The sequence below is a fragment of the Salinispora mooreana genome (assembly GCF_000379065.1).
GTDB classification, from domain to species: domain Bacteria; phylum Actinomycetota; class Actinomycetes; order Mycobacteriales; family Micromonosporaceae; genus Micromonospora; species Micromonospora mooreana.
Genome location: NZ_KB900614.1, coordinates 87,802 through 111,585, shown reverse-complemented (window position 1 = coordinate 111,585; position 23,784 = coordinate 87,802). Strand labels below are relative to the sequence as shown.

Here is a 23,784-nt window from a genome sequence, read left to right as displayed (position 1 = left end):
ACCGGGCCGAAACGCCGCCCGGAGGGCTGTGCTGCTCACCCTGGTGCCGCGACTCCGGCGGCGCTCACCCTGGCGACGGGTGTGTGGGGTCGGCCCTCCCCGTCGAGGTGAGGCGGGATCGGGTGCGGGCCGGTGCTGCCGGGGGCAGGGTGGCGACGATGTCGGCGAGGGAGACGTCGGCGAGGCTGCGCCGCCACGCCTCGTGCGCCGCCGCCATCTTCTCGGCGAGGACGCACATGTTCTGGCACTCGTCGGCGGGGAGCGCACCCTGGCCTTGTTGGCGGATCTCGCGGCACGCATACGGCGGCGATGAGCCGTCAACCGCTTCGACGATCCGTAGCAGGGTGATCTCGGATGCCGGTTGCGCGAGCTGGAACCCGCCGGCGGGACCGGTCGTCGCGACCAGAACGCCGGCCTTGACGAGTGTCTGTAGCTGCTTGGCTAGGTAGGGCGCGGGAAGGTCGAAGTACCGCGCGAGTTGTGCCGCCGATGCGGTGGAGCTCGGGTCGAGTTGCGCCAGTGTCGCGGCGCAGTGCAACAGCCATTCGTCCGGCATCACGTTCTACTCTCGATCGTCGGGATCGATCGCGTCGCGGGGACCGCACACTACGCGGGCAAACGCGAGCAGGAGCGCCTCGTGGCCGGCGGTCCGTTGCCGTGGACCATCGTCCCGGCCACCCAGTTTCACGATTTCGCCGCGATGGTCGCAGGCTGGACTGAGCAGGACGGCGTCGCCACCATCGCGCCCCTGCTCGTGCAGCCGATCGCGCCCCGGGACGTCGCTGACGTCCTTGCCGAGATCGCGGTGGGCCGGCCACGAGGCCGCTACGCCGACGTTGCCGGCCCGGAGCCGCAAGGCCTCGTCGACCTGGCGCGACGCACCAACGAGGCCCGTGGTCGCACGGTGCGACTCGTACCAACGTGGTCGGGCATCTTCGACTCCTCGATGGCCGGCTCGGTGCTCTTGCCCGGCGAAGGGGCCCACATCATGCCGACCACCTTCGACGCATGGCTCGTCGGCGAGCAGTCGGAGCGCGCGCCTCGCCGAGCAAACGCCGAAGCTGAGCCCACCTCGACCTGAACTGCCCGATTCCCTTCGAGCGGGGGACGCTGGCCAAGTCCGGGGTCCGCTGTTGCAGGTGGGCCAAGGCCAACCGGACTGTCGATTGGCGCGGGTCAGGCCGGGCCGATCAGCGCGTACGCCCGGGCCGGGGAGGTTTCCATGCCCGTCACGGCGACCGGAGCGGCGGAGCAGCGGAAGCCCTCAGGGGGTGCTGGCCCAGGGCCAGCGGGCGGGATCTCCGGTGCCACCGGCGGCGGCGAATCCGGCGGCGATGGTGTCGCGGTCGGCACCGACGGCGAGCAGGGTGTGCAGCAGGATACGCGCCTTGTAATTGTTGAGGAAGCCGGAGCCGATCAGTCCTCGCTGCCGCAGGTCGCTCTCCGAGCCGGGGAAGGCGTAGGTGGCTTCCAGGACCGGTCCGGCACCGATGCGGGAGGTGAGCACGACCGGGATCCTCGCCGTGAGAGCGGCGAGTTGGTTGATGAGGCGTTGGGGTACGTGGCCGACACCGAAGCCGGCCACGACGAGACCGTCCAGGTGTTCGGCGCCGGCGAGCAGGGTGCCGTCGTCGCCGAGGGTGACGGTGTACAGCCCGACTCGGGGCGTCCGGGTGACCGCCGCCAGCGGCACGGTCAGCGGGTGGGGCGGGTAGGCGAGCAGCCGAACCACACCCTCGACGACGTGGCCGAGCGGGCCGGTGTTCGGCGAGCGGAAGGTGCCGCCACTGGTGGAGTGCGTCTTGCGGACGTATCGGGCAGAATGGATCTCGTCGGCGAAGACCACCAGCGCGCCGAGTCCGCGGGCGGTGGGGCTGGCGGCGGTGTGGATCGCCGCGAGGACGTTGGCCGGCCCGTCGGCGCCGGCCTGGGTGGGGTTGCGCATCGCCCCGGTCACCACGATGGGCGCGTCGCCGACGTGCAGCAGGTCGAGCAGATATGCAGTTTCTTCGATGGTGTCGGTGCCCTGGGCGACCACGACGCCGTCCACGTCGCCGGTCGCGGTGCGCTCGGCAATCAGTGCGGCGAGCGCGGTGAGGTCGTCGAGGTGCAGGGAGGCGCTCGGTAGTTGGCGGAAGGTCTGGACCTGGATGTCGATGCCGGTGTCGGCCCATCCGGGTACGGCGGCGATGAGGTCCTCGGCGGTCAGGGTCGGCACGACGCCGTCGGCGTCACCGGTCATGGCGATCGTGCCGCCGAGGGAGAGCATCAGTACCGATGCGCGCTGCGCGGTCACCGCACCTCCTCGTCCGGGCGTGTGCCTGTGGCAGCCTGCCACAGTTCTGAGGTGAAGCCGAGGCGGCTCGGCCGGTCTGTTTGACCTTGACATAGTGACAAGGTCTTGACTGTGTCTGGGAGGTGGTACCCAATGAACCCGGCTCAGAACACCCCGACTCATGGTGCGGTGGCTGCCCTGCGGGCCAAGACATCGTCCACCCGGCTACAGGCGGCCATGGCGGTCGGTATGCACCCCGACCCGAGCGTTGCCGCCGAGTTGGTGCAGCGGTGCGCGATCGAGCCGGATTTCTTCGTGCGCGACATGCTCACCTGGGCGCTTACCCGCCTCCCGGAGGCGGTCACGCTGCCCCGGCTCGTCGCCGAGCTCACCTCTGAGCACGCCCAGGCTCGTAGCCAGGCCCTCCACACGCTATCCAAGATCAATAACAGGAGCGTGTACCCCTCGATCGTTGCGGCCCTGCTCCGCGACCCCGACGACGAGGTCGCCCGGACCGCCTGGCGGGCCGCTGTCGTGCTCGTCCCCAACGGGGAGGAGAAGGCGTTGGCCGCGGAACTGGTCACCCAGCTTGGCCGCGGCGACCGGGACGTGTGGCTGAGCCTCAGTCGGGCACTGGTCGGCCTCGGCGAGGCGGTCAAGCCGGCCCTTGCGGCCGGCATCACCGACGTGGACCCGACGACGCGGGAGCACGCCCACGCTACTCTGCTGCTCCTGGAAGACCCGGAAGCCGAGTACGACGCGCTCATCGAGGAGGCGGGACGGCTCGCTGCCCGCACGGCTGACCCGGTGGGTGAGGAAGAGGAACCGCCATGCTGATCGGCGACGTGGCCCGCCGCTCGGGAGTGAGCACCCGCATGCTCCGGCACTACGACGCACTGGGGCTGGTACGACCGACGGGTCGTACCTCGGGCGGCTACCGCGAATACTCGGATGAGGACGCACGACGGCTGTTCCAGGTGGAGAGCCTGCGGTCACTGGGGCTGTCGCTGCGCCAGATCACCCAGGCGCTCCAGGACCCCACCTGCACGCCGGCCGGCCTGGTGAGCGACCTGATCCGCTGGACCGAAGAGCGGCTGGACCGGGAACGTCAGCTGCTCGACCGGCTGCGTACGGTCGCCGCCTCGGCGCCCACCGGATGGCCGGACGTCCTGCGGATCACCGAACTCATCACCGGGCTCAACTCACCCAGCGCCGCCCTGCGTCAGCAGAGCGCCCTGGCTCCCGCCGAGGAGGTACGGGTGCCCGCTGAGCTGCTGGCCGGCGCGGTCCTTGCCGAAGCCGACCCGAATGTGGCCGGCGCGCTGCGGTGGGCGCTCGGACGGGCGGACGGCGAGGCCCTGGCAACCCTGACGTCCGGTGTCCACTCCACGAACGTGGACATCCGCCGCCGCGCGATCCAGGCGGTTGCCGAGTTGGCCGGTGACGAGGCGACCGCAGTGCTCGTGGACGCCCTCGACGATCCGGACCCGACGGTCCGCCGACACGCGGCCCTGGCGCTGGGTGCGCAGGGCGAGGTGGCGGCCGTGCCCGCCCTCGTCGACCTGGTGGCCGAGGGCGGGCACGACGTCGAGGCGGCCGAGCACCTGGGTGCCCTGTCGGATGACCTGGCCCGCGCCGAACAGATCGTGAGTGCGCTCTCCGATGAACTCGCCGCCCCCACCGCGGACTCCGCCGCCCGCAGCCGCCTCACCCAGGCCATCCTGGAGCTGCCTCGAACTGTTGCACAGCCCGTCCTGCGACGGTTGTCCCGCGACGATGACCCGGTGGTGGCATGGACCGCCGCGGCCTATCTGGAAGACGAAGACGCCACGTCACGTTAAGGGGTGGTGCTCGGCACTTCTCAGCCGGAACGCGACGTCGGATTGCCGCCAGACTCCCTGCCCGCAGCATGTGAACATAACATTTGTTCACGAACACGACAGGAGAGATGAGCGAACATGAGTGCGGTACTTGGCGGCAAGGTGGCATTCGTGACCGGCGGCAGCCGTGGCATCGGCGAGGCCGTGGCGCTGAGGCTGGCAGCGGATGGCGCCGACGTCGCGTTGACCTACCGGGACAGTGCGGAGCGCGCGGCGGATGTCGTCGACCGGATCAAGGCGCTGGGGCGCCGGGCCTGGGCGGTCCAGGCTGACAGTGCGGACCCGACTGCTGTGCGCACGGCCGTGGATCAGGCCGTCGCGGAGTTCGGGCGGCTTGACATCGTGGTCAACAACGCGGGGATTCTGGTGCGCGGTCTGGTCGAAGACATGTCACTGGAGGACATCGACCGCGTGTTGAACGTCAATGTTCGGGCACCCTTCGTGGCTTCCCAGGCGGCGGTACGGCACATGACCGAAGGCGGAAGGATCATCAATATCGGCAGTTGCCTGGCCGAGCGGGTGCCGCTCCCCGGTGTCTCGCTGTATTCGACGAGCAAGACCGCGTTGATCGGCCTGACCAGGTCGTTGGCCCGCGAGCTGGGTGCCAGGGGAATCACCGCCAACCTGGTCCATCCCGGGCCGACGGAGACCGACATGAACCCCGCCGACGCCGAGGGCGCCGATGTGCAGCAGAGCTTCACCGCACTCGGTCGTTTCGGTCAGCCGTCGGACGTCGCCGCGACCGTCGCCCACCTCGCGGGTGACGCTGGTCGCTATGTCACTGGTGCCGCCATCGCTGTGGACGGTGGCTTCGCCGCTTGACCCTGGCGGCGACTCCGCCGCTGGATCCACGTGGATCGACTCAGGCCGTTGTCCTCAGCGGCGTGGCCTGAGTCGATCCGCATGGCACCGCAGGCTATGCCCCGCCCCAGACGCCGGTGGCCGCGGTGCTCGTGGCGTAGTCGGCGAAGTCGCGCGGCGGCCGGCCGAGGGCGCGCGCAACACCGTCGGTCACCTGGGCGTTTCGCCCGTCCAGCAGGGTCGTGAACAGGTGTGTCAGCAACTCGATCGCCTCAGCGGAGACGCCTACGGCGGCGAGGCCGTCCGCGTACTCCTCGGGGGAAACCCGCACGAAGTTGATGGTGCGACCCGTGACTGTGGAGATCTCGGCGATCGCCTCACCGAAGGTGAGTAGCCGGGGCCCGGTCAACTCGTAGAGCTGCCCGGCATGTTTGTCATCGGTCAGCGCCGCCGTGGCCACCTCGGCGAGGTCGTCGGCGTCCACGAACGGCTCGGGTACGGCTCCGACCGGGAGGACGACCTCGCCACCGAGGATCGGACCCAGGAGGTAGTCCTCGCTGAAGTTCTGGTTGAACCAGGCCGACCGCAGGATCGTCCACTCGGCCCCGGCAGACTGGACGTGCTTCTCGGCAAGTTGGGCACTGTCCTGCCCACGGCCGGACAGCAACACCAGTCGGGAGACTCCGGCCGCCACCGCGAGATCGGTGAACGCGGAGACTGTCTCGAGTGCGCCTGGCTCGGCGAGGTCCGGATAGTAGGAGATGTAGACGGCGTTCATGTCCCGCAGGGCCGGTGCCCAGGTTGCCTGGTCGGTCCAGTCGAAGGGCTGCTGGGCGGAGCGGGAACCCACCCGGACCGGTAGGCCCTGTTCCTGCAAGCGTGCCACGACGCGCCGGCCGGTCTTGCCGGTGCCGCCGAGGACCAGAATCTGCTGCTGCGTTCGCTGAGTTGCCATACCGACCAGTTAAGTGCAACCACGTGAGACGGTACATAGCTGATTCGCGCGATCTTGTGTTTAATCGTCTACATGGACGCAGTCGCCGGTCTCCTGGACGGACCCCGAGCCCAGGGCGCGGTCCTGATGCGTTCGGTCCTGACCCCGCCGTGGTCTATTGCGATCAGGGACGAAGCGCCACTCACCCTGGTGGCCATGGTCCGAGGCGACGCCTGGGTCGCACCCGACGAGGGCACGGCGATCTGGTTGAACCCGGGGGATGTCGCGATCCTCCGCGGCCCCTCCCCGTACCTGATCGCCGACGACCTGTCCACGGCGCCGCAGGTCGTGGTCCATCCGGGTCAACGCTGCACGAGTCCGGATGGGCGGGAACTGTCCGAGATGACCGAGTGGGGGGTGCGCACCTGGGGCAACAGCTCGGACGGCCCGACAATACTGCTGACCGGCACGTACACGATGCGGGGTGAGGTCAGCCAACGGTTGCTGGACGTGCTGCCGCCGCTGCTCGTCGTACGCGGCGACTCCTGGGACTCCCCGTTGATCCCACTGCTGGCCGACGAGATCGTCAAGGACGACCCTGGTCAGGAAGCGGTCCTCGACCGGTTGCTCGACCTGCTGCTCATCGCGGTGCTGCGGGAATGGTTCGCCCACCCCGGAGCCAAGACCCCCGGCTGGTACCGGGCGCACCGCGACCCGGTCGTCGGCCACGCCCTGCGAATGCTGCACAACGATCCGGCCCAGTCCTGGACGGTGGCGTCACTGGCCGCCGAGACCGGAGTCTCCCGGGCGGCGTTGGCCCGTCGGTTTACCGCACTGGTCGGTGAACCACCCATGTCCTATCTGACCGGTTGGCGGCTGAGCCTCGCCGCCGACCTGCTCCGCGAGCCCGACGCCACCGTTGGCGCGGTCGCCCGCCGAGTGGGTTACGGCAGTTCCTTCGCGCTGAGTACCGCCTTCAAACGCCGGCGTGGCGTGAGCCCCCGCGAACACCGCTCGGCCGCTCGGCGGTAGCAGTTCGAGGGCGGGCTCCTGGCGGTCTGGGGGCAGGGCCACGTGACGCCCGTGGCAGACCGCTGTGGCGTCAGCGGGACACCGCTTGTCCCGGTCAAAGCCATAGTCGGCTGCCGCCATGTGGTGGGGGTGGTTGACCCACCGTACTGGCAGCGCCGCGACCGGGCCACCGAACCCGATTCGGGCTTCCTGGGTGGCCCACCGCCGTTCGTAGTCGTCGAGGCCATCGGCTAGCCGGAACGGGCCGGGCCGCCGGTAGTAGACCGCGGTGACATTCTCCAGCCGGGTTTGCCGGTGGGCGTCGGTGAGGACACCGGACCAGCCGCCCTGGCCGCCGTTCTCTGCGGTCAGGGTGAGAAGTTGGGGGAAGTCGCCGGTGTCGACGCGATGTACCTGCGCCTCTCGGTTGTGCAGTGCGGTGATGACCAGGTCGGCGGTCACGTCGTGGGGTTCGGTCAGTACCAGGATCGTCACGGGAGTCAGTCCTGGTAGGTGTCCGGGGTGGAGTCGTTGAAGTTTTGGTGATCGTAGGAGGTCTTGCTGTTCGTGGCGACCTTCTGCGTGGTCTGCGGCTTACCCAAGGAGGCGCCGTCGACACCGATCACGGTCTGCGTCACCGGGTCCAGGTGGGCGTCGGTCAGGTCAACCACCGGAACCTCAGCATGTACCTGTGTGGACAGTGTCAGCCCGAACGGGCGAGCCGGGCTCACCCGTCCCTGCGTGCGGAACGGCGGCGGAGTCGACGGAATAGCCGGATCATGCGCGTGCTCCCTCACCCTCGATGGTGGGTGAGACGTCCGCCCTTTCGGCTGCAACCGCCCCTACCCGATCTGTCATGCACGGCTGATTCGGAGGGGGCCGAACCAGCCGTGCCACAACAGAAGGTAGGCGTGCTATTACGCTGCGGCTCTCACGGAATGGGGGACCACCCCGTAGCGGGGTACTTCAGGCCACACCCACCAGCTCTGCGATGCTGCGCAATTTATCCCGATTAGTAGCAGTTTCCCTGGTCAGCAGCTCCCGAACCGTCGCCCGCATCAGCAGATTCAGCGAGGACTCCTCGGGGGACTCCCGGTGCGCGTGCAGCATGTGGATCGCGGCGTAGTCATCGCGCTTGCTGGCGTACGCCCGTGCGAGGTGCGTGAAGTGGGAGTGTCGACGCTCAATTGACGGGGACCGACCAACGTCGACCCGTTCCGCGATCCGCGCGGCCTCCCCTGGTCGGGACAGTTCCAGCGTTGCTGCGGCACGGTGAATGGCCGCATTGGTCGGACCGAAAAAGATGAAGTGGTGCTCTGTCTCCCCGGTGCGGGCTGCGAGCGCGTCGGCCCGGTCAAGCACGTCAAGTGTCCGCCGTTCGTCTCGCAGCCGGGCGTACTGGATCGACAGCAGTAGGTGTAGCCCGCCTAGCGCAGCGAGGCGAGCTGGGTCGTCGCCGGCGCTGCGCTGCTGGTCGGCGATGGCCTGCTGGCATATGTCCACCGAATCCTCGGTATGCCCTCGATTGGAGAGCACCTGGCCCATGTTCCACGCAGCGGACGCCCGATAGGCGGGATCATCGGCCTCGTATGCGGCTGTCAGCGCCCGGTCAGCGGCGATGATCGCAAGGTCCTGAGCGCCGACCCTCTTCGCAAACGCGCGGACGAGTAGGTACAGGTCGGCCGCGACTCGCTGGGCTTGCCGTCGTTCGTTGCTGTCGAGGCGGGCGACCGCGGCCCGGGATGCGTGGACCAGGCCAGGGAGGACCGGGCTGGTGTAGGTGTAGCGTTGCCGCGACTGTTGCCACGTCGTCCACGCCAGCCGGACTGCCGACTGTAGTTCAGCGAGGTTTGACAGTTGGTCGGCATCGGGTGCGTAGGCGGTCATTGCCGCCCGCAGCGGCGGCACCGATTCGTGTTCGGCCGGGTCGTCGGGCATTACCCCGAGCGGATGGCCGGTGAGTTTGTAGAGGTCACGAACATTGAGAATCCGAGCAATCTCGATCCAGTCAACCAGGCTGTTGACTGAGCGCTCTCCGGACTCCCACTTCCGCCATGCGCCCACGCTGACACCCTTGAGCTGGGCGCACACCTCTTGGGTGAGTCCGCGCCGTTTGCGATAGAGCTTTATCCGCGCACCGGGCGGCATTGGGTCGTGCTTCGGCTCCATGTTGGCCTCCCAGGTTGAGGACTGGGCGGCGGGCCGCCGGCCTCAACCCCGGCGGGCCGCCACCATCGACGGTACTCCCCGCCTCCACGCCAGGCTGTCACCTGTTCGCGTGGTCGCCTCGGGGCGCTAAGTCCCGTCCTCGTGGACGGAGTCCTCAGCCCGTACGGGGACGCGGCAACCGCCGGTCGGCTACACCGAGCACCCCCTGCTTGGTGGCGAGGAATCTGTCCGGGGCAACCCCCACACACGGTGCCTGGATCACTGAACTGGCCGCCGTACTGGACATCGCCTGGGCCACGCCCTTCGGTGCTGGTTGACCGATCCATCGGGGCGTCTCGTTGACGTGGTGTCAGGTGGACGGTGTGGTGACGCTACACGGTGCCAGTTGTTCGCGATGCGCGGTGGTGAGAGCGTGCCCTCATCACCCGCTTCGTTGAGAGGTGTCACTATGACCGCCGACGATCTGCTGGCCCGGCACCGGGCGGTGCTCCCGTCCTGGATGCCGCTCTACTACGACGAACCGCTCGAACTCGTCGCTGGCCAGGGGCGCCGGGTCACCGATGCGCAGGGCCGCACGTACCTGGATTTCTTTGGCGGCGTGCTGACCAACAGCATCGGTTACGACATTCCGGAGATCCGCGCGGCGGTGGAGCGCCAGTTGCGTACCGGGATCGTGCACACCTCGACGCTCTATCTGATCCGACAGCAGGTGGAGCTGGCCGAGAAGGTGGCCCGGCTGTCCGGGATCCCGGACGCCCGGGTCTTCTTCACCAACTCCGGCACCGAGGCCAACGAGGCCGCGTTGCTGATGGCCACCAACTATCGGCGTTCGCAGCAGATCCTCGCCGTGCGCAACAGCTATCACGGCCGGTCGTACGCGACGATCGGGATCACCGGCAACCGCGGCTGGTCGGCGAGCCCGCTGAACCCGTTGCAGGTGGCCTGGCTGCACTCGGGGGAGCGGCTGCGGGGCCTGCTCGCCCGGCTGCCCGAGGCGGATCGGATCGACGCGGCGGTGGAGGATCTGCGGGAGGTCCTGGCCACCCAGACCTCGGGTGATGTCGCCTGTCTGATCGCCGAACCGATTCAGGGCGTCGGCGGATTCGTGCACGGCCCGGACGGGCTGCTCGCCGGCTGGCGCAAGGTGCTCGACGAGCATGGCATCCTGCTCATCTCGGACGAGGTGCAGACCGGCTGGGGGCGTACCGGCACGCACTTCTGGGGCTACCAGGCCCACGGGGTGACCCCAGACATGATCACCTTTGCCAAGGGCGTCGGCAACGGGTTCGCGCTTGCCGGGGTGGTCGGGCGGGCCGAGGTGGTCGAGTCGGTGCCGGCGATCAGCTTCTCCACCTTCGGCGGCAACCCGATCTCCGCCGCCGCCGGCAACGCCGTGCTCGACTACCTGCTCGACAACGATCTGCAGGCCAACGCGGACCGGGTCGGCGCGATCCTCAACGAGGGGCTGCGCGCCGCGGTCGGCGGGTTGCCCGGGGTCGCCGAGGTACGCGGTAAGGGGCTGATGCTCGGCTGCGAGTTCGTCCACCCGGGCACCGCTGTCCCGGATCCCGGGCGAGCCACCCAGGTGTTCGAGGCGTGCCGGGCCGGCGGCCTGCTCGTCGGCAAGGGTGGCCTCTACGGGAACGTGGTGCGGATGGGCCCGCCGTTGACCCTGACCGAGGAGGAGGCCCGGGAGGGCCTGGCAATTCTGGTGGACGCGATCCGGTCCGGCGGGACCGCGGGGGAGGTGGCGGCATGAGTCTCATCGGGCACTTCGTGGACGGCACGTTGCTCTCCGGCACGGCCGTGCGCCGCGGCGACGTCTTCGATCCGGCCACCGGCGTGCGTACCGCGGAGGTCGAGCTGGCCTCCGCCGCGGAGGTGGCGGCAGCGGTCGAGGCCGCCGACCGGGCCGCGCAGGGTTGGCGAGACGCCTCCCTGTCGCGGCGCACGGCGGTGCTCTTCGCGTTCCGGGAGTTGGTCCACGCCCGACGCGACCGGCTCGCCGAGGTGATCACGGCGGAGCATGGCAAGGTGCTCGCCGACGCCGCCGGCGAGGTGCAGCGTGGGCTGGAGGTGATCGAGTACGCCTGCGGCATCGCCGCGGTCATGCGCGGCGGGTACAGCGAGAACATCTCGACCGAGGTGGATTCCTACAACCTTCGCCAGCCCCTCGGGGTGGTGGCGGTGATCAGTCCGTTCAACTTTCCGGTGATGGTGCCGCTGTGGTTCGTGCCGGTCGCGGTGGCGACCGGTAACGCGGTGGTGCTCAAGCCCAGCGAGAAGGATCCGAGCGCGGCGCTGCTGCTGGCAGAGTGGTTCGCCGAGGCGGGCCTGCCGCCCGGGGTGCTCAATGTGGTCAACGGGGACAAGGAGGCTGTGGACGCCCTACTGGATCATCCGGCCGTGCGGGCGGTGTCGTTCGTCGGCTCCACCCCGGTCGCCCGGCATGTACACCAGCGTGCGTCGCTGGCGGGCAAGCGGGTGCAGGCCCTCGGCGGGGCGAAGAACCACATGGTGGTGCTCCCCGACGCGGATCTGGACCTGGCCGCCGACGCCGCCGTCAACGCGGGGTTCGGGTCGGCGGGGGAGCGCTGCATGGCGATCTCTGCGTTGGTCGCGGTGGAGCCGGTCGCGGACGTGCTGGTGGAGAAGATCGCCGAGCGGATGGCGGAGCTGCGCACCGGTGACGGCCGGCGCGGCTGCGACATGGGCCCGTTGGTCACCGCCGCGCACGCCGAGCGGGTGCGCTCGTACGTCGAGGCGGGCGTGGCGGCGGGCGCGGTGCCGGTGGTGGACGGGCGGGACGTGCGTCCGGACGGTGACCCGAACGGCTACTGGTTGGGGCCGACCCTGTTCGACCGGGTCACCCCGGAGATGTCGGTCTACACCGACGAGATCTTCGGGCCGGTGCTGTCGGTGGTTCGGGTCGGTTCGTACGAGGAGGCCGTCCACCTGGTCAACACCAACCCGTACGGCAACGGGACAGCCATCTTCACCAACGACGGGGGCGCCGCCCGGCGCTACCAGCACGAGGTGCAGGTGGGCATGGTCGGGATCAACGTTCCGATCCCGGTGCCGATGGCGCACTACTCCTTCGGCGGCTGGAAGGCGTCGCTCTTCGGCGACCTGCACGCGCACGGGGAGGACGGGGTGCGCTTCTTCACCCGGGGCAAGGTGGTCACCAGCCGTTGGCGGGGCCCCCGACACGGTGGGGTCAACCTCGGGTTCCCCATCCAGACCTGAGTACCCGCAGGGTGCCCGCCCCGGCCAGGTAGGCCACCAGCGCCGGGACGGGCAGCCCGAGCAGCAGCGGGGCGTCCCGTGGGGCGGTCGCGTTGATCACGAGCGCGGCAACGACGGCGAAGAAGGCGACGACAGCGAGCACGCTGCTGCCGGTGGCCCGCCAGCGGTGCTCCGCCCGGTCGTCCGATGGCGGGAAGGGCTCTCGGGCGGCCGGGGGGCGGCCGGTGCGCGCCTCGATCGGACCGAAGATGGCGACCAGAACGGCCAGCAGCACACCGAGGATCAGCACCCAGGGAATCCGCCAGGCCAGCCAGGCGGCCGTGCCGGGGGCCGGGGTTGGCAGCAACCCCACCGCGTCCAGGGCGCCGATCGCCAGGATCGCCGCGCTCAGGTGCCACAGGAAGACCGTCAGTACGACGCTGTTCACCGCGATCACCGCCATCCAGGGGCGGTCACGGCGCAGCCAGCGCTGCGCCGGCCCGCGCAGCAGCAGGAGGAGCCCAAGTTGTGCGGTGCTCACCGCCAGCAGCGCGAGGCTGGGCGGGGCGGCGTTGTTCAGCCGCTCACCCGGGATATTGATCATGCTGACCGGGTACGGGCCGGGGCCGGTCAGCAGCACCGCCACCGCCAGCCCGCCGAGCAACGCCGTCCACCCGGCCCGCCGGGACAGCGGCAGCCGTCGGGTTCGAAGCCCACCCGAGCGGCTGCGCGGAGCCGTCGTGTCAGCGTCTTTCTTGTCCGCGTCGTACCAGGCGAAGCCGAGCTGGTGAATGGCCAGCCAGCCGAAGAGATAGTTCGGCAGGGCGGCGTCGTCCAGGTCAAGTCCGCGAGTCAGGTCGCCCGCCGCGACCAGGATGGCCAGCGCTACCGGTACGAGTAGCCCGTAGCGCCGGTGCAGCGCGTACATCACCGGGGTCAGTGGCACCACGAGGAGGTACGCGGCGAGGAACCACAGCGGGATGGTGGCGAAGTAGACCACGGTCCGGGTCAACGACGGGTCGGCACCGCCGAGCCGGGCGGCGAGGCCGGCGGCGGCGAGGACGAGCAGCAGCACGCTGGTGGGCCGGAGCAGGCGGGCACTGCGGCCGAGTAGCCAGCCGGTGGCGTCACCGCCCCGACGGCGGTGCGAGGTCAGGGACGCGGCGTTCGCGTACCCACCGACCAGGAAGAAGATCGGCATGACCTGGACCGCCCAGGTCAGGGGGTAGGCCCAGGGTAGGTCGGGCAGCGCGGAGCGCGCGGTGGGTTGCCCGGAGGCGTCGTACCCGATGGAGACGACGCTCCAGTGACCGAGAACGACCATGATGATGGCGAGGGCCCGGAGTAGGTCGAGGTAGCGGTTCCGGCTCGCCGGTGTCGCCTCGGCGAGTCGGCGCAGGCGGCCCATGAGCGCAAGCGTAGGGGACGGTGCTGCTCACCGGTCGGTGTTCGCCCAGACATGGCTGGTGGCCGGCGCCCTGGTTCGGGTGCCGGCCACCAGTTTCGTTCTCCCTTGTGTGGGTTGGGTCGTGTGTGTGGTGCGGGTGGGTTAGCTGGTCCAGTGTTCGGCGACGAGGTCGGCGGCCTGGGTCTCCCACTGGGCGTAGTGGAACGGGTATGCCGACACCTGCACGGTCTGCGCGGCCTCGGTCAACGGCATGTCCTGCCAGCCCTCGACCTGCTTGAGGCCGTTGAGGAAGGCGGTGGTGGAGTAGGCGGGGTCGGTGATCTGCTCCACCGTGCCCCAACCACTGGACGGGCGCTGCTGGAACAGGCCCTGCGAGTCGTGGTCGTTACGCGCGCCCAGGTGGCCCAGGTTCTCCAGCTTCGACTCCTGCAAACTGGTGGCGATCGCGACCACGGCGGCCCGCTCGTCCATCCCGGCGGCCTTGGTGGCCTCGATGATGGCCTTCACGTTCGACACCTGCTCATCGCCCAGGGCGATGCGCGACTGTGTGCCCTGGGTGCCGTGCGGGATCAGCGTGCCCATGTCCGGCTTCTCCGCCCGCACCACAGCCGCGGCCGAGGCGGGGGTGGGGTCGGTGAGGGTGGCCAGCGGGCCGGCGACGACACCGGTGGACAGGGCCAGACCAGCGATACCCAGCACGCTACGACGCAGAATCGTGTTCATCAGGGATTGCTCCATTCGGGGGTCGACACCCCACACCCGAAGGGGGTTCGGGGTGGGTGCGAGCACCGTCCGGCGCTCAACGAAACTAAGGGGAAGAGGTCGGCGACCGCGGGCCTCACAAGCGGGCCACACGCACGGCGCCGGGTCCAGATGTAACGACCGACCGGCCACCATCATTCCCGGCGGCCCATGCCCGGCGTCACCCGCCCGAGCGGGGCACCTCCACGGCCGTACGCAGGGTGTAACGCCCCCACGCCCACCGAGATTCCACCACCACCATGCCCCCGACCACACCCCAAATTAGGGATCAACCACCCAAAGTCGGTCTTAGGGCCTAGAACGGTCAAGCCTCGGCTGATCTGCCCGGGTGTGTTCTCGCGCTGGTCAGTGCCGGTTGCCGGACGGGTTTCGCTGCCTCGGCTGGGGTCGGCCCAAAGATAACGTTTTGAAAACTTCATCCATGGTCTTGACAGGACGGGGGGTTCAGTAAGAACTTTTACCAACAGTAAACATTCTTTGCGGAAAGAGTCTCGGATGGTTGATCACGAGGTGGGCGCTGCCACGGAGACCGCGGTGGCCGACGCCGACGGGTTCGACCGCCGTGGCGTCCGTGCCGATGCGGCCGACGGCGTGCTGGCCCGGGTCCGGGCCGGGGTGAGCGACCTGACCGGGGCCCTGCGCCGGGTCGCCGAACACGTGCTCAGCGACCCGGAGGCCGTCACCCGCGCCACCATCGTCGAGCTGGCCGAGGGCAGTGGCACCTCCCCGGCCACCATCACCCGTTTCTGCCGAGCGATGGGCTTCGAGGGGTATGCGGACCTCCGGCTCGGCATCGCCGCCGAGAGCGGCCGGGCCCGCCTGGCCGGTTGGACCGTCGACATCGGCCGCGAGATTCAGCCCGGAGATCCGCTGCGCCGGGTGCTCGAACAGATCATCGCCGCCGACACCCGGGCGATGCACGACACCGCCGCCCTGCTCGACCTCGCCGAGGTGGAGCGGGCCGCCGCGGCGATCGCCGGCGCGGGCCGGGTGAACATCTTCGGCGCCAGTGGCAGCGCCCTGGTCGGCGAGGAGATGCAGTTCATGCTCCACCGCATCGGAGTCGCCGCCTGGGCCTGGAACGACGTGCACGAAGGGCTGGCCTCGGCGGCCCTGTTGGGGGCCGGCGATGTCGCGCTCGGCGTCTCGCACGGCGGTCGGACCCGGGAAACCATCGAGATGCTGGCGGAGGCCGGCAGCCGCGGCGCGACCACCGTCGCGGTGACCGGCTTCGCCCGCTCGCCGCTGGCCGAGCTGGCGGAGATCGTGCTGCTCACCGCCAGCGGTGCCACCACCTTCCGCCCCGACGCGCTGTCCGCCCGGCACCCCCAGCTGGTCGTACTCGACCTGCTCTACATCGCTGTCGCCCAGCGCACCCACGACCGAGCCCACGCGGCCCTGCGACGTACCGCCCAGGCCGTTGCGGGGCACAAGGCGGCGAAGGAGGCCAGCTCATGATCAGCCCACCTCGGTACGCCGAAGCGGTCCCGCTGACCGCCGAGGTCGTACGACGGATTCACCAGTCCGCAGTGGTACCCCCGATCTACCGCTAGGGAGAGTCGCATGTCCGCTACCCCCGATCTCAACCGCCGGGCCCTGCTGCGTCGTGCCGCCGCCGCGGGTCTGCTGACCATCCCGGCTGCCGGCCTGCTCAGTGCCTGTGCCGGCAGTGAGCCGGCCCAGGAGCAGAGCTCCGACGCCGAGAAGAGCAAGGACAACCCATTCGGCGTCCGGGACGGCAGCTCGGTCAGGGTGGTCATCTTCAACGGCGGGCTGGGCGACCAGTGGGCCAAGGAGGACGAGGCCATCTTCAAGGCCAAGCGCCCGAACGTCACGGTCAACATGTCCTCGACCCAGAAGATCAAGACCGAAGAGCAGCCGAAGATGGCGACCCGGCCCAGCGACGTCGTCATGAACTCCGGTGCCGACTTGATGGACATCAGCACCCTGGTCAACGAGGGCGCGATCGAGCCGCTGGAGGATCTGCTCGCCGCACCGGCATGGGACAGCGAGGGCACGGTGGCGGACACCCTGCTGCCGGGGACCGTCAACGACGGCACCTACCAGGGCAAGTTCTACGTGGTGAACGTCGCGTACACGGTCTGGGGGAACTGGTACAACGCCGCACTCTTCGAGAAGGAGGGTTGGCAGCCGCCGAAGACCTTCGACGAGTTCTTCGCCCTCGCGCCGAAGATCAAGGCGAGGGGCATGGCCCCGTACGTCTACGACGCGGTGCATGGCTACTATCCGCGCTGGGCGCTGATGGCGACGATCTGGAAGTCCGCCGGCAGGCAGGCCGTGATCGACATTGACAACCTCAAGGAGAACGCCTGGAAGGCCGACGGGGTGCTGCCGGCCCTGGAGGCGTGGGAGAAGCTGGTCAAGGACAAGCTGCTCCTCCCCGGCCAGCTCGACCACACCCAGTCGCAGCAGGCGTGGCTCGATGGCAAGGCCGCCTTCATCCAGGTCGGCACCTGGCTCAAGAACGAGATGGCGGAGACCATTCCCCCGGGCTTCGAGATGAAGCTGTCGGACTACTGGAGCCTGGGGGCGGGCGACAAGGCGCCGAACGACGTCTACGCCGGTGCGGGCGAGGGCATCGTCGTGCCGTCGAAGGCGCCGAACAAGGCCGCCGCCAAGGAGTTCCTGCGGGCGGTGCTCTCCAAGGAGGGCTCGGCGAGGTTCGCCGAGCTGACCACATCGCTCGCCTCCACCAGGGGCTCCGGGGACAACGTCCAGGACTCGGCGTTGGCCAGCGCCAACGAGCTGATGAGCAACGCTCCGCAGGATCTCGTCTCGGTCAAGTTCTGGAACTTCTACGCCGACCTGGACAAGGAGAGCCAGAACCTCTCCGCGGAGTTGATGGCCGGCCGGCTGACCGCCCAGCAGTTCGTTGACGGGATGCAGGGCGCCGCCAACAAGGTCGCCAGTGACTCGTCGATCAAGAAGCAGACCCGCTCCGCCTGACCCGAACGGAGGCAGTGAGTTCCATGCGGCACGGTGTCGCGCGTTTCGTCACGGGCTTCCTGGCCCTGCCGGTCGCGCTCTACCTCTTCTACGTGATCTGGCCCTTCGCCCAGGCGGCTGGCTACTCGGTGACCGACTGGGGTGGCTACTCCGACCGGCAGCAGTTTGTCGGGCTGGAGAACTACATCCGGCTCTTCTCCGACGAGCTGATCAGGAAGGCCTTCTGGCACAACGTCTTCTTCCTGGTCACCGTGCCGCTGTTCACGATCGCGCTGGCCCTGTTCCTCGCGTTTCTGCTCAACGTGGGCGGCCGCGAGGACAGGGCCGGCATCCGGGGTGTCTTCGGCTCCGGTCTCTACAAGGTTATTTTCTTCTTCCCGCAGGTGCTGTCCCTGGTTGTCGTCGCCGTCATGTGGCAGCAGATCTACCGGGCCGACGAGCTGGGCCTGATCAACGGCGTGTTGATGAAGATCGGGCTGGTCGACCCGGAGAACCCGATCGCGTTCACCAACGACCCGGAGCCCTTCCTCGGCGTCCCCGCGGTGCTCTGGTGGCTGCTGCTGATCGCGGTCTGGAGCGGCGCCGGCTTCTACATGGTGCTCTTCTCGGCGGCGATGCAGTCGATTCCGAAGGACGTCTTCGAGGCGGCCATTCTCGACGGCGCCGGACGGTTCCACACCTTCTTCCGGGTCACGCTGCCGCTGCTGCGGGACACCGTCTCGGTGGCCTGGATCTATCTGGGCTTCATCGCCCTGGACATGTACGCCCTGGTCTTCGTGATGACGCCCAGCCAGGGCGGCCCGAACCACGCCAGCGAGATTTTCGCGTCGGTGCTCAACTTCACCGCCTTCCAGAAGGGCCAGTTCGGCTACGCCTGCGCGATGGGCGTGGCATTGGCGATCTTCACGATCCTGCTGGCCGCGGCGCAGCTGAGGATCACCCGCCGCGAGCGGATTGAGTACTGAGGAGTCGACGATGAGTACGGTGACCCATGACCCCGGTCCCGTCGGGCCGGATCTCGTTCCGCCGGCCCGCCCCACGTCGGCCCGTCGCTTTGGGCCCGGCGGCCGGCGGCCCGGCACGCAGGTCTTCAACGGCTTCTCCCACCTGTTCCTGCTGGTCTGGGCGATCATGGTCGTCTACCCGCTGATCTGGGTGGTCATGTCGGCTCTGAAAAGCGACGCGGAGGTCATCCGGCAGCCGCTGTCGCTGATCCCGGAGACGCTGCGCTGGGAGAACTTCGGCCGGGCCTGGACCGAGGGGCAGCTCGGTGACTTCTTCCTCAACACCGTGCTCGTGCTGGCCGGCAGCGTCACGCTGACCATGCTGCTCGGCTCGATGGCCGCGTACGTGCTGGCGCGCTACGAGTTCCCCGGCAACCGACTGATCTACTACATGTTCCTGTCCGGCCTCACCCTGCCGATCTACCTCGCCGCCGTTCCACTGTTCAAGGGCGTCTTCAACACCGGGGTGGTCTTCCCGCCGCTCGGGCCGAACAAGCACCTGATGCTGATCCTGGTGTACGTGGCGTGGTCACTGGCGTTCACGGTCTTCTTCATGCACTCCTTCTTCCGGACCCTGCCGAACGCGATCGCCGAGGCGGGTCTGGTTGACGGGGCCTCACACACCCGGCTGTTCTTCAGCGTGATGCTGCCGATGGCGAAGCCCGGCCTGATCAGCATCGGTATCTTCAACGTGCTCGGTCAGTGGAACCAGTGGTATCTGCCGACGCTGCTGATGCAGTCCGTAGATGGTGAGCCGAAGAACCAGGTCATCGCCCAGGGCCTGATCGATCTGTCGGTCAATCAGGGATACAAGTCCGACTGGTCCGGCCTCTTCGCCGGGGTCACCATGGCGATGTTGCCGGTGTTGATCGTGTACCTCGTCTTCCAGCGCCAGGTGCAGTCGGGCTTGACCGCGGGCGTCGGCAAGTAGCCCGCCGTCAGCCCGGCGGATCCGCTGCTGGCCAGCCTCGCGACTGATTGTTGCCGGGCTGCCGGGCTCTGTCGTACCGGGCGGGCAGAATCGCGATCATGGCGGTGGTGGCGGTGGTGGCGGGTGCGGATCATCGACTCCCCGCTGCTCCGGAGGCGGGCACCGGCGTCGGCGGGGGAGTTCTGCAACCGCTCGACGCCGCCGGAGCGCCGATTGGGCCGCCGGAGCAGGTCGCCGACCTGGCGCTCGCGGTGGCCGATCGCGAGCGAAGGGAGCGCCCCCGCTGGGTCTGGGCGTCCGGCGCGGCGCTCTACCCCGGGTTGCTGCGGGCCGGGGTCCGGGTTGACCGTTGCCACGACATCGAGCTGACCGAGGCGTTGCTCCTCGGTCACGCGGGCCGCTGGGGTGAGCCGCGTTCCTTCGCCGCCGCCTGGGCGCGGCTCACCGGTGCGCCGGTGCCGCCCGATCCGCCGCCGCGGTTGGCCGAGCCCCCGGGCCACGGCCAGGGCGCGCTCTTCGAGTCGCCGCCGGCTCCGCCGGGTCCCGGGATCACGGCCCTGACCCGGGTCTACGCTGACCAGCTCGCTCGGATCGCCGCCACCGAGCATCCGGGCCGATTCCGGCTGTTGGTCGCGGCCGAGTCAGCGGGGGCGTTGATCGCCGTCGAGTTGGGGGCGGCGGGGCTGCCGTGGCGGGTGGACGTGCACGACGCCCTCCTCGGCGAGCTGCTCGGTGGCCCCTCCCCGGTGGGTGGGCTGCCGCGTCGGCTGGCGGAGCTGGCCGCGCGGATCGCTGCCGCCTTCGACGTTCCGCGGCTGCACGTCGATTCGCCGCTGGAGCTGGTGCGGGCGTTCGCCCGGGCGGGGGTGGAGGTGCCGAACACCCGGTCCTGGGTGCTGCGCGGCGTTGACCACCCCGCGGCGCCGCTGGTCCTGGAGTACAAGGAGCTCTACCGGATCTGGACGGCGCACGGCTGGGCCTGGCAGGAAGCCTGGGTGCGGGATGGTCGGTTCCGCCCGGAGTACGTACCCGGCGGTGTGGTCTCCGGCCGGTGGGCGACCCGAGGTGGTGGGGCGCTACAGATCCCGAAGGTGATCCGACGGGCGGTGGTGGCGGATCCGGGTTGGACGTTCGTGGTCGCCGACGCGGGGCAGCTCGAGCCGCGGATCCTGGCGGCGGTCTCCGGCGACACTCGCCTCGCCGCCGCGGCCCGGGCGGGCGACCTGTACGCCGCTCTGGCCGCCGACGCGTTTGGCGGGGACCGGGCGCGGGCCAAGGTGGCGTTACTCGGCGCCATGTACGGGCAGACCGGCGGTTCGGCGGCACCGGCGCTGGAGGTGTTGCGGCGTAACTATCCGGCGGCCTTCGGCTACGTGGAGACGGCCGCGCGCAGCGGGGAGTCCGGCGAGTTGGTTCGCTCCTGGCTCGGCCGCACCTGCCCACCCGGCTCGGTCGACCTTGCCGAGGCGGCCCCGTCCCCGGCCGGGGGCGAGGGCGGTCGGTCGGCGCGGGCTCGGGCGCGCGGCCGGTTCACCCGAAATTTCGTCATCCAGGCCACGGCCGCCGAGTGGGCCGCGACGCTGCTGGCCATGCTGCGGGGGGAGTTGGCCGGTAGCGATGCCGAGCTGGTCTTCTTCCAGCACGATGAGGTGATCGTGCACTGTCGCGTCGAGCGGGCCGCAGCGGTGGCCGCGGCGGTGACCCGGTGCGGGGAGCGGGCGAGCGCGTTGCTCTTCGGTCGGACGCCGGTGCGTTTCCCGCTCGATCTCTCCACCGTTGAGTGCTACGCCGACGCGTCCTGAGCTGCTGTTCGGCTCTTCCCCGATGGGACGCCGCCAGTCCAGGTGGAGCGCCTAAATCTAACCTTTTGTATCTTATGCTCGGAATATCCGATTCATGCCCGGAACCTGAACGCTGACTGCTCGTTGGGTCCGTTGTGCGTCCCGGACCGGGCAGGTGGCCTGCCCGGTCCGCTACCAGACGGAGGTGGCACCGCTGAACCGGACCGCAGGAATGATCATCGCCGCGGGTGGCGGGCGCCGGATCGGTGGCCCCGAGGCGTTGCTGTGCCAGGGCGAGAAACCACTGGTGAGCACGATGATCGACACGATGACGGCGGCGGGCTGCGAGCAGATCGTGGTCGTCCTCGGCGCCGCCGCCGACCAGGTACAGGAGACCGCTGACCTCACCCAGGCCACCGTCGTGGTGAACCGGGCCTGGGGAACCGGAGTGGGCTCCTCAATCAAGGCTGGCCTCGCGGCCATCGACGACGACGCCATCGAGGCGGTGGTCGTCGTTCCGGTGGACATGCCGGGCCTGACCGCCGCGGCGGTCCAGCGGGTCACCGCACTGCCATACCCGGACGTGCTGGTCTGCGCCACCTACGGCGGACTGCGCGGCTACCCGATGCTCTTCGGTCGCCGGCACTGGTCCGGCATCGCCACGCTGGCCAGCGCGGATGTCGGCGCCCGTCCATACCTGCTGGCGCACAAGGACCAGATCGTCGACATCTCCTGTGACACCGTCGCCGACGGCAGTCGGGTCGACAGCCCGGAGTTGATGGCCCTGTACGGGTTAACCGTCCCACCGCAGCGGGTCGGCGCGTAGTCAACCCGGCAGATCAAACAGGGCGGCGGCGTTGGTCCAGCACACCGCCCGCAACCAGGCATCGCCCAGGTCGAGTCGGGCCAGCGCGGTGAGCTGCTCGGCGTACGCGTAGGGCAGGTTGGGGAAGTCGCTGCCGTGCAGCACCTTGCCGGCCAGGCCCAGTTCGCGTAGCCGGGGCAGCTCCGTGGTGGGGAAGGGCACGGCCTGGTCGAAGAACGGGGTGAAGGCCATGGTGGTGTCCAGCCGCACGTTCTGGTACCGGTCGGTGAGGTCGAGGAAAGCCGAATAGTCCGGTGCGCCGAGGTGCGCCACCACCGCGGCGAGCCGCGGGTGCCGGGCGAGCAGGTCGGCGAAGGGGCCGGGGCCGGTGTGTGCGGTGCCGGCCGGTGCGTGTCCGGCGTGCACCACCACCGGCACCCCGGCGTCGGCGAGCAGCCCCCACACCGGATCGAGTAGCGGATCGGTCGGTGCGAACCCGCCGACCTGCACGTGCACCTTGAACACCCGGGCACCGGCGGTGAGCGCCTCGGTGACGTACCGGGGCGCCGCCGGCTCGGGGAAGAACGTGGCCGAGGGGAGGCAGTCCGGGTTCGCGCGGGCGAAGTCGAGGGTCCAGGAGTTCAGGTCGGCGGCCATCGCGGGGCGGTGCGCGTACGCCAGGGCACTGAACGCCCGTACGCCCATCCGGCGCAGGTGCGCCAGCCGCTCCGCGTCGCTCCACCGGTAGCGGATGGGCCAGGTGGTGCCGAGGAGCGGACCGGCCGCGTCGAAGTACGCCCACACCCGACGCAGCAGCCGGGGCGGGAGGAAGTGCACGTGCACGTCGGCGAGGCCGGGCAGACCGAGGCCCTGCCAGAACGCCGGGACGTCGGCGTCGTCGGTGGTTACCGGCACGGCAGTCAGACCTCGATGTTGAAGCGACTGAGCAGGTGCGGGGCGACCAGCCCGACGGCGGAGAGCACCGCGACGATGGTGAGCGCGGTCCGGACGAAGACCACTTCGGTCTTGCCACCCGCGCGGAGCGCGATCGAGTCCGGCAGGCTGATCATCCGCCACATCCGACGTTTGATCGGGATCGGCCAGAGGATGGGCACCCCGGCCCGAGTGATCATGTCACCGAGGATGTGGACGAAGCAGCCGACGCCGACCGCCAGCCCGATCATCGGATAGCCCCGGTCCCCGGGCAGGGTGGCGAAGGTGAACCACGCCGCGGCGAGCGAGGCGAGGGTCACCACGAACCAGCCGGCGCGGTCGGCCCATTCGTCGAAGAGACCGCGTAGGGCGAGACCGAACATGAAGAAGAGGATGCCGATCACCGCCCACTTGCCGTACGCGGCGCAGAGCGCGGTGGTGCCCCAGCCGACCAGTACGGTGAAGGGAATGGTGTGGGTCAGGGTGCGGTGCCCGTTGGTGCGACGCGGGTCGCGACTCAACTTCGTCGCATAGTAGACGCCGAGCGACACCTTCTCGGTCACCTCGGCGACGAAGAGGGAGAAGACGCCGAAGGTGCGGGCGACCGTGGCGCCGCCCTGGTTTCGGGTGACCTTGCCGGAGAGATCGAGGTCGGGAAGGAGCGCACCCCCCGCGCAGACCGCGGTGCCAACGGCGAGCGCGAGCGGCGACTGCTCATAGCCGGCGAAGTGGTCCAGCGCCAGGGAGCCGGCCAGCCACACCGCCGCGCCAGACAGCGCGTGCGACGGTCCCATCATGCCCGCTCACCCTCCCCGGATCCCGGACGCCCAGAAGCTACGTCACTGTAGTGCAGTGGCGGTACTGCCCGGGAGCTCACCCGTCCTCCGAAAGGGACGGT

General features: G+C 69.5%; 21 protein-coding genes and 2 pseudogenes. 13 read left to right on the top strand and 10 right to left on the bottom strand.

Features of this window, described 5'->3' with window-relative positions; genetic code table 11:
* Nucleotides 1–64: 64 nt before the first annotated feature.
* Nucleotides 65–556: an RrF2 family transcriptional regulator gene (locus SALPAC6_RS0100535; RefSeq protein ID WP_018251491.1), complete on the bottom strand. Its 492-nt coding sequence runs from the start codon at nt 554–556 to the stop codon at nt 65–67.
* Here SALPAC6_RS0100535 and SALPAC6_RS25170 point away from each other — a divergent pair.
* Nucleotides 530–1,081, top strand: a pseudogene (locus SALPAC6_RS25170) (SDR family oxidoreductase); the annotation flags it as partial. The gene SALPAC6_RS0100535 and the pseudogene SALPAC6_RS25170 sit on opposite strands and share 27 nt — an antisense overlap.
* A gap of 183 nt (nt 1,082–1,264) precedes the next feature.
* Here SALPAC6_RS25170 and SALPAC6_RS0100525 read toward each other — a convergent pair.
* Nucleotides 1,265–2,296 (bottom strand): asparaginase, encoded by a 1,032-nt coding sequence (locus SALPAC6_RS0100525; protein WP_018251489.1) that lies wholly within the window; start codon nt 2,294–2,296, stop codon nt 1,265–1,267.
* A 132-nt stretch (nt 2,297–2,428) separates the two neighbouring features.
* On the opposite strand from SALPAC6_RS0100525, the gene SALPAC6_RS0100520 reads away from it, so the two are divergent.
* The 3 genes from SALPAC6_RS0100520 to SALPAC6_RS0100510 all read left to right on the top strand — a co-directional run bounded on the left by SALPAC6_RS0100520 (nt 2,429) and on the right by SALPAC6_RS0100510 (nt 4,977).
* On the top strand, nt 2,429–3,112 hold the full coding sequence (locus SALPAC6_RS0100520) for a HEAT repeat domain-containing protein (protein WP_018251488.1): 684 nt from the start codon (nt 2,429–2,431) through the stop codon (nt 3,110–3,112).
* Nucleotides 3,106–4,116: a HEAT repeat domain-containing protein gene (locus tag SALPAC6_RS0100515; protein ID WP_018251487.1), complete on the top strand. Its 1,011-nt coding sequence runs from the start codon at nt 3,106–3,108 to the stop codon at nt 4,114–4,116. The genes SALPAC6_RS0100520 and SALPAC6_RS0100515 overlap by 7 nt, the downstream gene beginning before the upstream one ends.
* Nucleotides 4,117–4,233: 117 nt before the next feature.
* Nucleotides 4,234–4,977 carry a 3-oxoacyl-ACP reductase family protein gene (locus SALPAC6_RS0100510; protein ID WP_018251486.1) on the top strand — a complete coding sequence of 248 codons (744 nt, stop codon included), beginning with the start codon at nt 4,234–4,236 and terminating at the stop codon, nt 4,975–4,977.
* A 94-nt stretch (nt 4,978–5,071) separates the two neighbouring features.
* Here SALPAC6_RS0100510 and SALPAC6_RS0100505 read toward each other — a convergent pair whose 3' ends face one another.
* Entirely contained in the window at nt 5,072–5,911 is an 840-nt protein-coding gene (locus SALPAC6_RS0100505; protein ID WP_018251485.1) for an NAD(P)H-binding protein, read from the bottom strand.
* Between the two features lie 72 nt (nt 5,912–5,983).
* Between SALPAC6_RS0100505 and SALPAC6_RS0100500 the strand changes: the two genes are divergently transcribed.
* Nucleotides 5,984–6,922: an AraC family transcriptional regulator gene (locus SALPAC6_RS0100500; RefSeq protein WP_018251484.1), complete on the top strand. Its 939-nt coding sequence runs from the start codon at nt 5,984–5,986 to the stop codon at nt 6,920–6,922.
* Nucleotides 6,923–7,024: 102 nt separating this feature from the next.
* On the opposite strand, the pseudogene SALPAC6_RS29845 reads toward SALPAC6_RS0100500, so the two are convergent.
* The 3 genes and pseudogenes from SALPAC6_RS29845 to SALPAC6_RS0100480 all read right to left on the bottom strand — a co-directional run.
* A pseudogene (locus SALPAC6_RS29845) lies at nt 7,025–7,396 on the bottom strand (MvdC/MvdD family ATP grasp protein); the annotation flags it as partial.
* A 5-nt stretch (nt 7,397–7,401) separates the two neighbouring features.
* Nucleotides 7,402–7,698 (bottom strand): putative ATP-grasp-modified RiPP, encoded by a 297-nt coding sequence (gene tgmA / locus SALPAC6_RS0100485; protein ID WP_223874263.1) that lies wholly within the window; start codon nt 7,696–7,698, stop codon nt 7,402–7,404.
* Nucleotides 7,699–7,867: 169 nt separating this feature from the next.
* Nucleotides 7,868–9,070, bottom strand: coding sequence for a helix-turn-helix transcriptional regulator (locus SALPAC6_RS0100480; RefSeq protein WP_018251480.1), 1,203 nt, complete (start codon nt 9,068–9,070; stop codon nt 7,868–7,870).
* Nucleotides 9,071–9,518: 448 nt separating this feature from the next.
* Between SALPAC6_RS0100480 and SALPAC6_RS0100475 the strand changes: the two genes are divergently transcribed.
* On the top strand, nt 9,519–10,829 hold the full coding sequence (locus tag SALPAC6_RS0100475) for an aspartate aminotransferase family protein (protein WP_018251479.1): 1,311 nt from the start codon (nt 9,519–9,521) through the stop codon (nt 10,827–10,829).
* Nucleotides 10,826–12,316 carry a CoA-acylating methylmalonate-semialdehyde dehydrogenase gene (locus SALPAC6_RS0100470; protein WP_018251478.1) on the top strand — a complete coding sequence of 497 codons (1,491 nt, stop codon included), beginning with the start codon at nt 10,826–10,828 and terminating at the stop codon, nt 12,314–12,316. Before SALPAC6_RS0100475 ends, SALPAC6_RS0100470 begins: the two co-directional genes overlap by 4 nt.
* Here SALPAC6_RS0100470 and SALPAC6_RS0100465 read toward each other — a convergent pair.
* Nucleotides 12,288–13,703 carry an acyltransferase family protein gene (locus SALPAC6_RS0100465; RefSeq protein WP_018251477.1) on the bottom strand — a complete coding sequence of 472 codons (1,416 nt, stop codon included), beginning with the start codon at nt 13,701–13,703 and terminating at the stop codon, nt 12,288–12,290. The genes SALPAC6_RS0100470 and SALPAC6_RS0100465 overlap by 29 nt on opposite strands.
* Before the next feature lie 141 nt (nt 13,704–13,844).
* The gene (locus tag SALPAC6_RS0100460; RefSeq protein WP_018251476.1) at nt 13,845–14,426 is read right to left on the bottom strand and encodes a hypothetical protein; all 582 of its coding nucleotides are present in this window, start codon (nt 14,424–14,426) and stop codon (nt 13,845–13,847) included.
* Between the two features lie 534 nt (nt 14,427–14,960).
* Between SALPAC6_RS0100460 and SALPAC6_RS0100455 the strand changes: the two genes are divergently transcribed.
* From SALPAC6_RS0100455 to SALPAC6_RS0100425, 6 genes are all read left to right on the top strand, one after another.
* The gene (locus SALPAC6_RS0100455) at nt 14,961–15,923 is read left to right on the top strand and encodes a MurR/RpiR family transcriptional regulator (RefSeq protein ID WP_018251475.1); all 963 of its coding nucleotides are present in this window, start codon (nt 14,961–14,963) and stop codon (nt 15,921–15,923) included.
* 105 nt (nt 15,924–16,028) lie between these two features.
* Nucleotides 16,029–17,432, top strand: coding sequence for an N-acetylglucosamine/diacetylchitobiose ABC transporter substrate-binding protein (ngcE, locus tag SALPAC6_RS0100445; RefSeq protein WP_018251473.1), 1,404 nt, complete (start codon nt 16,029–16,031; stop codon nt 17,430–17,432).
* A 23-nt stretch (nt 17,433–17,455) separates the two neighbouring features.
* Nucleotides 17,456–18,397, top strand: a complete 942-nt coding sequence (locus tag SALPAC6_RS0100440; protein ID WP_018251472.1) for a carbohydrate ABC transporter permease — start codon at nt 17,456–17,458, stop codon at nt 18,395–18,397.
* A 10-nt stretch (nt 18,398–18,407) separates the two neighbouring features.
* Nucleotides 18,408–19,367 (top strand): carbohydrate ABC transporter permease, encoded by a 960-nt coding sequence (locus SALPAC6_RS0100435; protein WP_018251471.1) that lies wholly within the window; start codon nt 18,408–18,410, stop codon nt 19,365–19,367.
* Nucleotides 19,368–19,435: 68 nt separating this feature from the next.
* A complete protein-coding gene (locus tag SALPAC6_RS0100430; RefSeq protein ID WP_026189195.1) occupies nt 19,436–21,169 on the top strand; it encodes a bifunctional 3'-5' exonuclease/DNA polymerase in 1,734 nt (577 codons plus the stop codon).
* Between the two features lie 211 nt (nt 21,170–21,380).
* Nucleotides 21,381–21,974 (top strand): nucleotidyltransferase family protein, encoded by a 594-nt coding sequence (locus SALPAC6_RS0100425; protein WP_026189194.1) that lies wholly within the window; start codon nt 21,381–21,383, stop codon nt 21,972–21,974.
* On the opposite strand, the gene SALPAC6_RS0100420 is transcribed toward SALPAC6_RS0100425, so the two are convergent.
* Both SALPAC6_RS0100420 and SALPAC6_RS0100415 read right to left on the bottom strand, forming a co-directional pair.
* Entirely contained in the window at nt 21,975–22,868 is an 894-nt protein-coding gene (locus SALPAC6_RS0100420) for an amidohydrolase family protein (RefSeq protein WP_018251468.1), read from the bottom strand.
* 5 nt (nt 22,869–22,873) lie between these two features.
* A complete protein-coding gene (locus SALPAC6_RS0100415; RefSeq protein ID WP_018251467.1) occupies nt 22,874–23,683 on the bottom strand; it encodes a metal-dependent hydrolase in 810 nt (269 codons plus the stop codon).
* Nucleotides 23,684–23,784: the final 101 nt, after the last annotated feature.

Coding starts and splice junctions, on each gene's coding strand:
- SALPAC6_RS0100535 (WP_018251491.1), bottom strand. CDS start 556: ATGCCGGACGAATGGCTGTTGCACTGCGCCGCGACACTGGCGCAACTC.
- SALPAC6_RS0100520 (WP_018251488.1), top strand. CDS start 2,429: ATGAACCCGGCTCAGAACACCCCGACTCATGGTGCGGTGGCTGCCCTG.
- SALPAC6_RS0100515 (WP_018251487.1), top strand. CDS start 3,106: ATGCTGATCGGCGACGTGGCCCGCCGCTCGGGAGTGAGCACCCGCATG.
- SALPAC6_RS0100510 (WP_018251486.1), top strand. CDS start 4,234: ATGAGTGCGGTACTTGGCGGCAAGGTGGCATTCGTGACCGGCGGCAGC.
- SALPAC6_RS0100505 (WP_018251485.1), bottom strand. CDS start 5,911: ATGGCAACTCAGCGAACGCAGCAGCAGATTCTGGTCCTCGGCGGCACC.
- SALPAC6_RS0100500 (WP_018251484.1), top strand. CDS start 5,984: ATGGACGCAGTCGCCGGTCTCCTGGACGGACCCCGAGCCCAGGGCGCG.
- SALPAC6_RS0100480 (WP_018251480.1), bottom strand. CDS start 9,070: ATGGAGCCGAAGCACGACCCAATGCCGCCCGGTGCGCGGATAAAGCTC.
- SALPAC6_RS0100475 (WP_018251479.1), top strand. CDS start 9,519: ATGACCGCCGACGATCTGCTGGCCCGGCACCGGGCGGTGCTCCCGTCC.
- SALPAC6_RS0100470 (WP_018251478.1), top strand. CDS start 10,826: ATGAGTCTCATCGGGCACTTCGTGGACGGCACGTTGCTCTCCGGCACG.
- SALPAC6_RS0100465 (WP_018251477.1), bottom strand. CDS start 13,703: ATGGGCCGCCTGCGCCGACTCGCCGAGGCGACACCGGCGAGCCGGAAC.
- SALPAC6_RS0100460 (WP_018251476.1), bottom strand. CDS start 14,426: ATGAACACGATTCTGCGTCGTAGCGTGCTGGGTATCGCTGGTCTGGCC.
- SALPAC6_RS0100455 (WP_018251475.1), top strand. CDS start 14,961: ATGGTTGATCACGAGGTGGGCGCTGCCACGGAGACCGCGGTGGCCGAC.
- ngcE (WP_018251473.1), top strand. CDS start 16,029: ATGTCCGCTACCCCCGATCTCAACCGCCGGGCCCTGCTGCGTCGTGCC.
- SALPAC6_RS0100440 (WP_018251472.1), top strand. CDS start 17,456: ATGCGGCACGGTGTCGCGCGTTTCGTCACGGGCTTCCTGGCCCTGCCG.
- SALPAC6_RS0100435 (WP_018251471.1), top strand. CDS start 18,408: ATGAGTACGGTGACCCATGACCCCGGTCCCGTCGGGCCGGATCTCGTT.
- SALPAC6_RS0100425 (WP_026189194.1), top strand. CDS start 21,381: ATGATCATCGCCGCGGGTGGCGGGCGCCGGATCGGTGGCCCCGAGGCG.
- SALPAC6_RS0100415 (WP_018251467.1), bottom strand. CDS start 23,683: ATGATGGGACCGTCGCACGCGCTGTCTGGCGCGGCGGTGTGGCTGGCC.